We start from the raw sequence: 13,235 nt of genomic DNA on the forward strand, positions 1-13,235 counted from the left end.
AATCAGGCTCTTCCAAGCCGATTTCCACTCTATTTTTTGCGTAACAAATATACCAGCTTCCGATAATACATCGCTGCTTCCTTGTATTTCCGCTGATCCTCGGATACTAAGGCCATCCCCTCATATAACGGTTCAAGTCGCATGACATACTGCGCGGATTCAAAATAAGGCAGACACGCAAGCGCCCGCTCCATGAAAACATCCCGATCTCCATGCGCAAGAGCCAGATGGCTCTGGTAGAAGGTTGCGCTCATCTGCTGGTCCTGTGTTGTTGCACATTTTAAGAGTTGATCTACACTCTGCGCAAGCACGCCCCAGTTCTTCCGTGCCATAGCTACTTCGCATCGATACACACTGACGAGCGGCTGCATTGCGATCTGTGTTTCTTCCGTTTCCTGCTGCAATAACGATTCAAATCGTTCAATCTCCGTCTGTGCCTGATCCAGTTCACCTGTCATTGTTAACATGACAATGCGATTGTTGGCAATCGCCGTTACCAGATCTCCCTGGTTGCCCGCATACACGAGGTTTGCCTCCGCCATGGTTAATGCCGAGAGTGCCTCCTGAACCAGCCCCATTGCGAAGCAATACCCACTATATGCTACATATAACCCGGACAACCGATGGAACATCCGCTGATCATAGACATGACGCATCGTAAGCTCAAATACTTGTTTTGCCTCTTCGTACTGTTTGACCTGGATGTAGGCTTCCATCTTGATATTTTGCACAGACAGCCAGAATTCACTGCCAGGGAGTGCCAGCTCACTGAGCCTGGTTGCATGAGTTAATACATCCACAAAGGCCATTTTGGAGCGGTAATATTGTATTTTATAGAATAAAAGTGCCTTGACTAACGGGCGCGGCAGATCAATATCGTCTGGACGACCGTATTTCTCCAGGTAAAAATTGAGGTAAGACGTTTGTATATATTCATGAGCCGTTGCATCGTTTAATTGCTGATAATAGACCGCCTTCATCAAGGCCGTTGTCAACTCTACGGTCAGCGAGTCATCCCGATCTGCCAGTGCATGCACCGTATCTTCGGATATTGCCGACGCTGGAACAGACATTTGTTCGAAGATGGCCTCTGCCCGTTCAATTGTATCCTCGTCCTGAGCCGCAGCTTTTAGAATATAGGAAGGGGATACCCCAAGACGCCCGGCGATGGCTTCTGCCAAGTCCTCAGGTAGGGGATAACGATCCGCCAGGATATTGGCAAAGTGTGCCTGCGTGACCAGACCTTCCACAAGGTCTTTACGGGAGATTTGTTTTCTTTTGCTTAGCAGTTCAATGCGTTCCTTTAGCATGGTATCCCTGTCCTTTCTATCCTAACATGCGAGTACATTCTATTCACATCATCGCAAAATTAGAGATATAACGCCACACTTCCAGCGAAATCAACGAAACGGTTTCCGTTTCCAAGGTAATTGTTTTACAATAAGAAAGTATGTGTAAGAGCATTTTATCGAAATGCTGAAACATGAGCTGAATATGAAAGGATGCAAATAAATGATTATTAAACCAAGAACACGTGGTTTTATTTGTACCACTTCCCATCCTGTAGGTTGCGCTGCCCAAGTGCAGGAACAGATTGATTATGTGAAATCCCAGCCTAAGCTGAAAGGACCGCGTAATGTGCTCGTGATCGGTGCTTCCACTGGATACGGTCTGGCGTCACGCGTTGTTTCTGCTTTTGGAGCTGGAGCGAATACAGTCGGCATTTATCGTCCAAGCAGTTCCACAGAGAAACGTACGGCTTCTGCAGGCTGGTACAATTCCGCTGCATTCGAAAAAGCCGCGGAGGAAGCAGGCCTGAAATCGTACAGCGTTACAGGTGATGCATTTGCAAACGAAACACGAGACAAAGCCGTTGAACTGATTCGCAGTGAACTCGGTCAAGTCGATCTGGTTGTATACAGCGTAGCCTCGGCACGCCGTACCGATCCGAACACGGGTGAAGTATTTAACTCTGTGCTGAAGCCTATCGGACAATCCTACACGAACAAAACGGTAAACTTCCACACAGGCGAAATCAGCTCCGTTACCCTTGAACCGGCAAACGAAGAGGAAATTCGTCAGACGGTAACCGTTATGGGCGGAGATGATTGGGAACTATGGATGGATGCCCTGCAACAAGGCGGCGTGCTTGCTGACGATGCAACAACGATTGCTTTCTCCTACATCGGTCCTGAACTTACGCATGCCATTTATCGTGATGGTTCCATCGGTCAAGCCAAGAATCATCTGGAAGCGACTGCACACAAGCTGAATGATCGCCTAAGTGCAAAAGGTGGACGTGCGTACTTAACTGTAGCCAAAGCGCTGGTGACTCAATCCAGTTCTGCAATTCCAGTCGTGCCGCTGTACATCTCAGCATTGTACAAAGTCATGAAAGAAAAAGGCTTGCATGAAGGATGCATCGAGCAATTGCAACGACTGTTCGCTGATCGCTTGTATGCGGGGGGAGAAGTTCCAACCGATGCAGCAGGTCGCATTCGCATTGACGATTGGGAGATGAGAGCTGACGTTCAGGAAGAAGTAGCTAAGCTTTGGAATGAGTTGACCACAGAGAACATCTACGATCTGTCCGATCTGGAAGGTTACCGTCGCGAATTCTTCCAGCTGTTTGGTTTTGAAACCGATGGCGTGGATTATGAAGCAGATGTTGATCCGAACGTTGAAATGCCTCATCTGGTGAACTAAAGAAGTTTTTGTGTGAACGTGAGCTTAGGTTTTTGTTTTCGTTAGCACTTCTGATGTAATGCTAGAGATATGATATTAAAATCAAATGAAGAAGGAGGGGCCCCTCTGGCTCCTCCTTTTTTTATCCTTTTTAGATCCTCCCCCCTCTTAACAATTCCAATTCCCCGTATCCATACATTCTTTCGTATATCCCCTAATCAAATCGATTTAAGCAGCTTTTTCAGCTCTTTCGGTACCGTCTTCTCGATAGTGATCGAACGCGCTCCATGCATGGATGCAAAGAATTGAAGCCCCTCCCGAAAATCCGTAAGCCATTCCTCCACAGGTGGAGCAGTCTCTTCCATTGATAACAAACGAACGGTAAGTACTCCCGTTTTGCGATCAAGTCGTGGGTCCATACGTCCAATCAACCGATCACCGTGAAGAATAGGCATGGCATAATAACCGTAAGTTCTTTTCACCTCTGGCGTATAAATCTCCCATTTATAATGAAAATCAAATAAATCAACAATACGTTCTCTTCTCCATAACAGGTTGTCCAGCGGCGGCAGGAAACGTACCGGGCCAGACGGATCATAGTGTGGCTCTTCCCTTTCCATGTGTAGCAGCAAATCCTCATCTTCAGCACGAATATAATAAGGCGTGGCCACGTCCTCCACCTTAAGTGGGATCATTCGCCCATCTGACACACGGGCAGCAATATCGGCGCGTCGTTCAGCCGCTGTAGATTTTAACCAACCCAGACGGGGATCACGGGCATCTACGACACGATACGCATGAATGTATTTATCCAGCAGAGCCTGTCTCTGGGCAAACAAATCGATGTCTTCTTTTATCGTAAGTCCCTGTTGTTGCAATCCGGATTCGGTAATATGAAAATAACGTTCATTCCCCTGCCTCGCCACCACACGAATCACAGCGGAGTCTAACAGTAGATTCAGAGCAAGTGTGGTATCCTTGGTCTTCGGCACATCTGCACTGTCCCAATAACCACTTACCCGTTCAACAGCACGGAAGGCTCTGGAAGGTAAAGGTCCTTCTTCCTTCAAACGCTGTAACACATGCTGCACTGTCTTCTCCAGACCTTGTAAGGACGGAGCCAGACGCTCCCTTAATCGGGCACGCACAGGTTCAAAGAGAGCATAATCTTCGATTGGAATGACACAGGCAGCATTTGCAAAATATTCAAACACCTTGTGATCACTCAGCAGCGTATTTAAGCTGTCAGCAGTGTAACCAGGATCACGAGCACCCAGCACCAAATGCTGGTTTCCGGTTACAGCAGCCACAGGATCGATCTGCACGCAACCAAGGGAGCGAATCAAACTCAAAACTTGGTCGGGTCCCGAAGGTAAGGAAACTGCGGGCCAACGTCCCAGTAAAGCTTGCGTTTGCAGCAAAAAACGCCGAACGATTTTTTTATTCATGTGCAGCGCTGTTGTCATATGTATAGGTTCTTCCCTTCATTTAGTGTACAAAATTCTATCGTCTTACTTATCCAGCAATCGGCACCTCATAGAAAAAATAAAAAGAAGCACCACCATCCTGGATGATCTGCTTCTTGTGTTTGACCTTTTGCAATTTTTCCTGCTTCGTAGGCATGAGCCGCACATGCTGGGATAACGCACCATAATCTCCGTTAACTCTTCGGCTCTGTTCCGAGCACCATTGACCTGACCGCTCTGCTTTGCGTAATGCTTTTTGTGTTTGTGTACGTGCCATAATGGATCACACACTCCTTTGGTTGATATACACTCAATATATCATGTGCAGCTACGCAAGTGAAGGTGAAGCTTTTTTGTTGAAGCGGATAAATTAATACAAAAGTTCTTGAAATCAAAAAAGGCCGCTATTATTAGCGGCCTTTTTTGATCTTTCATCTTCTTTATTGTTCAACTTTAAACCATGGACCTGCATTTTGTATGACACCCCATAGTTTCGCTGGCAATACAAGATCTCTAACGTTAGATGATTTAATCACGTTTTGAATTTCCGCCTCCCTTCCTTGTTGAACTTTTTCAATCCACTCTGGATCAGAGATTAATACACGCCCAATTACCGCTAACGAAAGTCCTTTCTCCATGCTTTGAGAGACATCTTCTGGGCTTTCCAAGGAACCCGCTGCAATTACAAAAATCCGATTGTTGGCATGTTCAACAATCAGCTCAAGATAAGTTTTTTTGTTATCTTGGTTATATTTTGGTTTTGACGTAAGGGCTTGTACCAAGGAACCATGAACATAATCAACATTTTCTTCAATCAGTTTATCAATCAGTGCGTAAGTATCTTTCATTCTAAGGGCATCTTGTTGATGTTCCTCTGGGGAAATGCGGTAACCTAAAATAAATGGTTTAGTCGAATATCTCTCAATAGCTTTTTTCACCTCTCGAATAACAGCTATTGGAAAACTCAGACGTTTTTCCAGTGATCCCCCCCATTGGTCTTGACGTTTGTTGAAGAATGGAGATAAAAAGCTTTGAAGTAAAAAACCGTGGGCTCCATGGAGTTCAACACCGTCAAAACCAGCTTCAATTGCACGTCTTGTAGTTTCACCGAACGCATGAATAATTTCCAGAATTTCTTCATGAGTAAGCTCTCTAGGGGATACTGCTTCAGTCAGAGCAACACCGCTCGGACTTACCACGTCACCATTAGGAACTAATTCAGCAATCGCTTTATCTCCAGCATGGAACAATTGAAGAATTGCTGGAGCTCCTCCACTCTTAGCAGCATCTGCCAATTTTTTTAGACTAGGGATAAATGAATCATTATATGCGGCGAATTCATGTGTAAATCCAATCCCATTGGGTAGGACATGAGTACAGCCCGTGATAACTAAACCTACACCATTCACTCTTTTTTTATAATATGCAACTTCCTCATCGGAAATCGTGTAATCATCATTACTTGACCATGTCGTCATCGGAGACATAACCACTCTATTCTTTAAGGTAATCCCTTTATTGAATGTAAAAGGTTCAAACAAGTTATTAAATTTACTCATTGTACGTTCTCCTTTGTATTTTGATTTCTAAGTGCTTATGTATGGAACAGATAAAGGTGACCTTATCTCATCCATCCATTCACAAGTCCTATACAAGAATATCAGGTTAACCTTAGGGGAAGTAAAGTAGGAATTTACACGTAATTTCAAACGATTTTCTTTTAACTAATATTCTATGTGATAAAATAACAGTTACAGTAACTGTAACTATGGAGGCGATCAGATGTTTTTTTCAATGAAGTATGTAGTGGAGAATTATAATATAACTGCAAAGACACTTCGATTTTATGAAAAACAAGGGATATTACCGAATATTTCGCGCGACGAAAAAGGGAATAGAGTATATACCGAACAACAAATCGATTGGATTTCTTTTATTCTTTGTCTCAAAGAAACAGGAATGCCACTTTCTAAAATTAAAGACTACAAGGAATCCTATGAAATGGGGAACTCCACCTATTCAGAAAGAGAGGAAATGTTAAAGAAACATAAAATTGAATTACAAAAGAAAATCGAAGAAAGTTTGAAACATATGGAAGAAATAAATTATAAATTAGCTATGTATGAACTTCAAAAAGATGAGGTTAGGAAAAATCCTAACCACAATTTTAAATGTCACGGCCTTGAGGTGAACATTGTCGATACCCGGGGAGGTGAATCAAATATTCGGAATGCTACAACCAACAGATGAACAAACGGAGCTCAAAATATCTATCCAGAAAAATAACCAATCGCCTATATTACCTAGCGATTGGTTATAATTGTTTTTAAAACGTTAATCCTGACTACATTACTACTTTCGATTATTTTAAAAAAATCTACGTTAAAGCACAGTAACACAATGCTATCTAGCGGGATTGCCGCTTTCGCCGGGACTGCCACGTCTCGATTGGTTCGTGGTCATCTTCTTCGATCAGTTCCAATGCTTCTTCCACTCTTCTGGCTTTGAATAACAGAATTAATTCCATCAGGTCTTCCCGGTCCAGCAGCTTCACTCCATTAACCGCCGCAAGCGTCCGGCAGGCTTCGGTGTAACGAGCGGACGTTAATACAATCGACCGGTCGGCTTCATAATAACGCATCGATGTATATATCTCCTGCACAGCACTCAACCCTACGGGATGGTTCGCACCATATCGCTTCGCTTGTATCACACTTCGTCTGCCAAGTCTATCAACAAACACCAGATCTGCCCCAAAATCCCGGCTGCTTGTTGTCTTATGCACCTCATCGTACCCGAGCTCTTCGAATAAATGATAGAGATATAATTCAAATTCCGAACCATCTTCCATCTTGTCGATGTCCTTTATTGTGATCTTACGAGGATTGGCTTCACTTCGGATCCGCTGCCCGCGCCCGATAACCCGCCGAATAATCCAGGCCAGGAGCAACAATATGATGATACATCCAATGACCCATAGGGTCGCATTTTCACTCCAGTTCATAGCTATTCTCCTTGTTTCATTTCCTATGTTCTATCCAACGTCTTACGCTAATATGGCTTGTCACCGCACTAAATATATCAGACTTCCACCTTCATCGAAAGAAGATGAATTCCCTGTAACCCTTATACTTCACCAAACAAAGTAAGTTCGATGAACCAATGATAAAAGGTTACAGTGCGTTCGGTTGAATTCAGCTTGACTTTAATGGTAAAATTCAACAATCGGTTCTATTTTGAACCGAAGAAGAAAGGTGGTTTATCACTTGCATACATTGACCAAACACAAGTCCAAAACATGGGCTGCCCTCATTCTCAGCGGCATGCTCCTCTTCACCATGAATACAACAGGTTACGCCGCTGCTTCAACCGAATCCATGCCCAAACCGGCGTGGACGTCATCTTCCCTGATGTTATCTGAGGCCAATACAGAGAAAGATGTCCTGATCAAGGGAATTCATGCCGTGCCATCCAAAAATCTTGTATATGTACATGCCTCCCAGCCCGTGACCAAAACAAGCAGCAAAACAACACTCGACTGGCAACTGGACTCTCTCCAAGCATTCGATGTTACAACTGGACAATTGAAGTGGAATACGATATTCCATGAGAAAAGTGGTCCTTATACCACCTACTCTGATTCGGTATATGCCAGCAACGGTACAGCTTATGTGTATATGGAATATTCGGACAAAACCAAAAAATTGTACTCATTTAATACATCCGGTAAAACCAACTGGGTCAAAACGGTGAATTCACCTGCAAGCATATCTCTATTGGATAACGATACGCTGATGGTTGCTTCAAGTCAGGGCGTGCAATCAAACGGTTCCGTTCGCTCAGCCATCTCGTTATATGACAAAAAGGGCAAGCTGATTACTGAAAAAAACATCAACGGCAACGTGCTTAAGGCTGACCATGGTCGAATTGTAGTGGATGCCAGTAAACAAACCAAGGTAGGCAACTTCTGGCAGCAAGCTGCGAATCCCAAAGTAGAGATCTATGATCGTACGTTGAATCGTCTGTCCTTCTACCAATTCCCTGCCAATGCAAATACATTAGGAGATGGCGGCGGTGAATCGCTGGCCATTCTCGACGATGGTTCCATCATTATGCGCGCCAATTTTGAGAACACCGGGAACCGACTGATGGGCTTTGGCACCGATGGCAAGCTTGCTTGGGGACGTGCCATTGCTGGTGATGCCTACATTCAGACGGCTGGCAACGGTTATACAGTCTTTACAGGGCAGAAGCTGGAACTGTACACGATGAAAGGCAAAGTGACTGAGCGTACATTCAAGGACGCACAGCCTGCGTTGATGCATGTCGACCAGACACAGGATGGTCAGTATCAGCTTGATTTTGCCAAAACAGGATACATTCTTGATCCACAGACGCTGGAAGACGTGCATATCTACACGACCAGTGCCTCGGTTCCTTCATTAGAAGGTGTCTCTACTTATGTTGATGATGTCATCTATTCCTTGAACGATGAGACATTGTCCAGATATGTACTGAAGTCCAATTCTGCAAAATAAATACTCGATCTAATAATAAGCCGTGAGAGTTCCATAAGGAGCTCTCACGGCTTATTCATTGGCAGGATAGAATCATCCTATTTCCAATTCTCGTCTATAAATTCGTCCCGTCCGGATAACGCACGGTCTTCCTTATAATGTTTCTCGTTTTTCTTGTGGTAATCCTGATGATAATCTTCAGCCGGATAGAATATAGCTGCATCGCGAATTTCCGTAACAATCGGTTGACTGAATCGTCCGCTGGCTGCAAGTTCCTGTTTGGACTGTTCAGCAAGCTCACGTTGACGTTCATTATCCACAAAGATTGCCGTACGATACTGTGTCCCCCGATCCTGGAACTGGCCTCCGTCATCTGTCGGATCAATCTGTGGCCAGTACAGCTCCAGTAGTCGTTCATAAGGGAATACATCTGGATCAAATGTAATCTCAACCACTTCGACATGACCAGTCTCCCCGGTTTTGACCTGCTCATATGTTGGATTCTCGACGTGGCCGCCAGCATAACCTGATATAATGCCATGAATGCCCGGTTGTTCTTCAAACGGTGTAACCATGCACCAGAAACATCCGCCGGCGAATGTAGCTTTTTCCATTCCGTTCATCCCCTCTTATCTAAACTACCTTTTACACTTACCACTCCGATGACAGAACAACCTTCCGATCGCTGTTATCCCCAGATTTTTTATATTTGGCTTTACAAGGAGAAAATCTGGTGATAAAGGCGAGTGTATGCTTTCGAAGCAGCTTTCTTGCAGAAAGCTTTTAGCTCCGCTTCTTCAGGTTATTTCTGTCCTCTACGTTCTCGTGTAAATGTTTAGTCCAATTTATATAGATAGCTTAACGCATATCTTCATATATTCTAAAACAACAAGAGGTTGATTGAAAGCCATGGTTATGGCTCTCAATCAACCTCTTCATTGGTAAAACATTTGGCTGACAACTAATTCAAGAAATTATCTTGATTAAGTTACCCGCGACTACGTCCCATCGAACGGAAGATCAAGCTTACGATGGCTACAAGAACGATCGCACCGATCAATGCAGGTACAATGTAGAATCCGCCCATCTCAGGACCCATATCGCCCAAGATTACTCCACCTAACCATCCACCGATAAAACCAGCAATGATGTTACCAATAACACCACCTGGAATGTCACGACCAACGATCAAACCTGCCAACCATCCAATGATACCACCGATAATTAATGACCATAACCAACCCATATCATTCACCTCTAATTAAAGTTTTTGTTGTTGTCTGTCTACTATTAACCGCTACAGAAGCATTTAAACAATTGGCATAAAAATTTTTGCATATTACCTTTTGTCCCCATGCATCTTTCTCTGTAAAACAAGCCTTAGTCAGGTATGGAAACAGATCGCGTTACTTTCCGGCATCTCACCAGCTCAGGGCTGCGTTATGTACCTCCCGAAAGTCATTGTATGTTAGAGCAGACAAGGTTAGTATCACCAATTGAGGTAGGATTATTTATAAATTTGCGTCATATTATAGGATGGATGGGTTAGGTCTGATTAATAAAAGCCTGCACGGCCCTTACCTGGCTGCGCCAGCCAAGTATGTTTGTGGCTCTTGTCCAGCTCGCCACGCATCGACTGAATGACTTTCACAATGTCTGTCTGTCCATTCTGATGCCATTCCAGCGCAGCACTCACATACAACTCACCTAGCTGTGCAAGAGAAAACGTGTCGGTCAAACGAGCTGCTTCTATCGTGCCTTCTTCACCCGCGAATACGGTGAAGCCTCGTTGGCGCAAGTATTGCAAGCGCAGCGCTTCATCTGGCAACGGAATTTCATAAGCCCGGTCAAACCGTCCAGCACGGTTCATGAGGCCAGGATCTATTTTCTCCGGATAATTCGTTGTCCCGATCAAGAAAATGCCTTCCTTCGACGTAGCTCCATCCAATGTATTCAGGAAAAAGGAACGGACTTCATCCGGCATCGAATCGATGTCCTCAATGATCAGTACCATCGGTGCGAGCCGCTTGGCAGCCTCGAACACTTCACGCACCGATTCACTGTTGGTATACTCCGTAATCTGCCAATACGCAGCCGGTCCCGGAATACTTCCTGCAATGGATTTCACCAATGTGGTCTTACCGTTTCCGGGATGTCCATACAATAAAATGCCCCGTTTGTACGGGATATCATAATCTCTGTAAAAGGAACGATCCGCTTCGAAAAACTGATCCAGCGAGCGGAAGATATCCTGCTTGATCTGTGCCGAAAGAACAACATCCTCTCTTCCCACGGAGCGAGTGATGGATTCCACATGACGATCGCTGCCATTGCGGGCATCGGTGTAGACCGTTACTTTTTTCATATTTTGCTGACGTTCCCGTTCCCGGACACTTCCCAGAAATTGCTTCATCTCCTCATCACCGACGGCAAAGACAAAGTCTTCACTGTAGATCCCGTTCTCTCGGAAAAACGGAACCCGCACAAGTGCTACGCCCCATTTCGGATAAGCAAATACGTTATTGCGAATGGAGTAATGCACACCATAAGTAGGCACATCTCCATCATCGTCGTAATGCAAGGTCTGAAGCTCCAGATCTTCGAATATACGGGCTACCAATTCCACTTCATCACTGCCATTTTGCAGGTCTTCCCGGAGTAACTCCCAGTATTCATTGTTCGGGTCGGAACTGGCATAAAGCTTGTACTCAACTCCATAGCGCTGATGAAGTGCCTCACTGATTCCACGAATCAGCCTTGAATAGATAGCGTACCCTTCCACTCGAATCCGAGTATCATGTTGTTCGTCATAGGTATAGATCGCTTGAGTTGGATCTGTTTTTTGTTCGTTTATTGTCATTATTTCGCTCCCTTTACCGCTACAAGCGGTTTACATTTGGCTACAACTTGAGCCAGGCCTGCGCCGGTAACACTGTCTATAATTTCATCTACATTTTTATAAGCCTGAGGTGATTCATCAATAATGGATTCAAGTGAGCGTTGATTTACCACGACCTCATCTTCTGTACCCACACCCAGTGCCGTAGCAAAATCTTCCACGTTAATCAATCGTTTTGTTGCCGTCCGTGAACGGATCCTACCCGCACCGTGACATATTGAATAATAATTATCAGCACCCTGCGGTTGACCTACCATGATATATGAAGCAGTTCCCATGGAACCGGGAATAAGCGCCGGATGCCCTGTTGCCAGATAGGGCTTGGGATTGTCCGGATGACCTGCCGGCAACGCACGTGTCGCCCCTTTGCGATGTACAAAAACGGAACCTTGGTCTGCGTGAGATTCCTCCCAGGCATAGTTGTGCATCAGATCGTATAACGTACGAAATTCACATTTGGAGCCAAACACATCCCGGAATGCTTCGCGAATAGCATACGCAATCAGGTGACGATTGACAACAGCGTAATTCAATGCAGAATACATCATGTTCACATAATGACGACCTTCCGCATGCTCAAGTGGAGCAAATACCATTCTGGGATCGGATGTACCCAGGTTAAGCCGCTGCATAACTTTGGCAATCGCTGACGAACTTGTCTGGCTTACATACCCACCCCATGCACGAGAGCCGGAGTGAATCATGACCACAACCTGTCCATCATACAATCCCCAAGCTTCGGCGATTTCACGATTCTCTTCAGCGATCTCAATCGCCTGGATCTCGGCAAAATGATTCCCCCCACCCAGTGTTCCGAGCTGACGATGCGAACGATGCCATGTCATATCAGGAACGTGGTTTAACACATCCTCATCGTAACTGAACTTGCTGCTTTCCACATGTGTCATCGCGGTTGATTTTTTCGGTGTATAGCTGTCTGGAATATACTTTTTGGGTAAACCATGCAGGCCTTTACGAACAATATGCTCCAGTCTGATATCCGAGTAATGACCTCGCTGGTTCGCCTCCATCGGCAATACTTTCTCAATGGCCTTGACGAGTTTGCGGCGAAGCTTGATGTCTTTCAATTCGTCCTTGTGCAAGTTTGTCATATGCACTCGCATGCCACAGCCGATGTCACTGCCCACGATGGAGGGAGAAACATATCCGCTCTGCGCATCCCACACGGCTGTCGTTCCAATGCACGTACCTACACCGACGTGTACGTCTGGCGTATAACTCATATAAGAGATTCCCGGAATCTGCAGATTATTGTTTGCCATCTCGAATACCTTGTAATCGAGCGAGGAGAAGAGCTGTTGCGCCGCATATACGGTTAGGTCGCCTGCAGGCAATTTTACTTCATGGCGGTAGCCACCTGCGATTTCATTTGGATTGGTAAATAAATTAAATTCTGTATTCATAAAAGTGTATTATTCCTTTCTGTACGTTCAGCAAATTCGGTTTGCTGATTCATCTGTAAAATAAAACTAAAAAAAGCCATAGGCTGATCGCCCATGACTTCTACTGAATGACAATAACGGAGGACAGAACAGCATAAACATGCTGTGTGTCTGTCATCCATCGCTATAATATAAGCGAAGAACGCATATCGATTATAAAACTCGCTAAACGATATGCCTATCCCCTATGTCGACCGTATGAGGC

Annotated in this window: 12 protein-coding genes; 3 read left to right on the plus strand and 9 right to left on the minus strand. The window is 44.9% G+C overall.

Annotated elements, in window-relative coordinates; genetic code table 11:
* Positions 1-29: 29 nt before the first annotated feature.
* Entirely contained in the window at positions 30-1,310 is a 1,281-nt protein-coding gene (locus MHH25_RS22930; protein WP_340018213.1) for an XRE family transcriptional regulator, read from the minus strand.
* A 202-nt stretch (positions 1,311-1,512) separates the two neighbouring features.
* Between MHH25_RS22930 and fabV the strand changes: the two genes are divergently transcribed.
* Positions 1,513-2,706 (plus strand): enoyl-ACP reductase FabV, encoded by a 1,194-nt coding sequence (fabV, locus tag MHH25_RS22935; protein WP_340018214.1) that lies wholly within the window; start codon positions 1,513-1,515, stop codon positions 2,704-2,706.
* 197 nt (positions 2,707-2,903) lie between these two features.
* On the opposite strand, the gene MHH25_RS22940 is transcribed toward fabV, so the two are convergent.
* The 3 genes from MHH25_RS22940 to MHH25_RS22950 all read right to left on the minus strand — a co-directional run bounded on the left by MHH25_RS22940 (position 2,904) and on the right by MHH25_RS22950 (position 5,710).
* Complete coding sequence (locus MHH25_RS22940; RefSeq protein ID WP_340018215.1) at positions 2,904-4,151, minus strand: crosslink repair DNA glycosylase YcaQ family protein; 1,248 nt, start codon at positions 4,149-4,151, stop codon at positions 2,904-2,906.
* Positions 4,152-4,200: 49 nt separating this feature from the next.
* Positions 4,201-4,428: a hypothetical protein gene (locus MHH25_RS22945; protein ID WP_340018217.1), complete on the minus strand. Its 228-nt coding sequence runs from the start codon at positions 4,426-4,428 to the stop codon at positions 4,201-4,203.
* 163 nt (positions 4,429-4,591) lie between these two features.
* Positions 4,592-5,710 carry an NADH-dependent flavin oxidoreductase gene (locus MHH25_RS22950; protein WP_340018219.1) on the minus strand — a complete coding sequence of 373 codons (1,119 nt, stop codon included), beginning with the start codon at positions 5,708-5,710 and terminating at the stop codon, positions 4,592-4,594.
* Positions 5,711-5,933: 223 nt separating this feature from the next.
* On the opposite strand from MHH25_RS22950, the gene MHH25_RS22955 reads away from it, so the two are divergent.
* Entirely contained in the window at positions 5,934-6,401 is a 468-nt protein-coding gene (locus MHH25_RS22955) for a MerR family transcriptional regulator (RefSeq protein WP_340018221.1), read from the plus strand.
* A 157-nt stretch (positions 6,402-6,558) separates the two neighbouring features.
* Here MHH25_RS22955 and MHH25_RS22960 read toward each other — a convergent pair whose 3' ends face one another.
* Positions 6,559-7,155 (minus strand): restriction endonuclease, encoded by a 597-nt coding sequence (locus MHH25_RS22960; RefSeq protein ID WP_340018222.1) that lies wholly within the window; start codon positions 7,153-7,155, stop codon positions 6,559-6,561.
* A 262-nt stretch (positions 7,156-7,417) separates the two neighbouring features.
* Between MHH25_RS22960 and MHH25_RS22965 the strand changes: the two genes are divergently transcribed.
* Positions 7,418-8,689, plus strand: coding sequence for a hypothetical protein (locus MHH25_RS22965; protein ID WP_340018223.1), 1,272 nt, complete (start codon positions 7,418-7,420; stop codon positions 8,687-8,689).
* A 77-nt stretch (positions 8,690-8,766) separates the two neighbouring features.
* On the opposite strand, the gene msrA is transcribed toward MHH25_RS22965, so the two are convergent.
* From msrA to MHH25_RS22985, 4 genes are all read right to left on the minus strand, one after another.
* Positions 8,767-9,282: a peptide-methionine (S)-S-oxide reductase MsrA gene (msrA, locus tag MHH25_RS22970; protein ID WP_340018224.1), complete on the minus strand. Its 516-nt coding sequence runs from the start codon at positions 9,280-9,282 to the stop codon at positions 8,767-8,769.
* 374 nt (positions 9,283-9,656) lie between these two features.
* A complete protein-coding gene (locus tag MHH25_RS22975; RefSeq protein ID WP_017686880.1) occupies positions 9,657-9,914 on the minus strand; it encodes a GlsB/YeaQ/YmgE family stress response membrane protein in 258 nt (85 codons plus the stop codon).
* A gap of 309 nt (positions 9,915-10,223) precedes the next feature.
* Positions 10,224-11,528: an AAA family ATPase gene (locus MHH25_RS22980; RefSeq protein WP_340018226.1), complete on the minus strand. Its 1,305-nt coding sequence runs from the start codon at positions 11,526-11,528 to the stop codon at positions 10,224-10,226.
* Positions 11,528-12,991, minus strand: coding sequence for an RtcB family protein (locus MHH25_RS22985; protein ID WP_340018227.1), 1,464 nt, complete (start codon positions 12,989-12,991; stop codon positions 11,528-11,530). The genes MHH25_RS22980 and MHH25_RS22985 overlap by 1 nt, the downstream gene beginning before the upstream one ends.
* Between the last annotated feature and the right edge of the window lie 244 nt (positions 12,992-13,235).

The organism is Paenibacillus sp. FSL H3-0457 (genome assembly GCF_037981725.1).
In the GTDB taxonomy this organism is placed as follows: Bacteria; Bacillota; Bacilli; order Paenibacillales; family Paenibacillaceae; genus Paenibacillus; species Paenibacillus amylolyticus.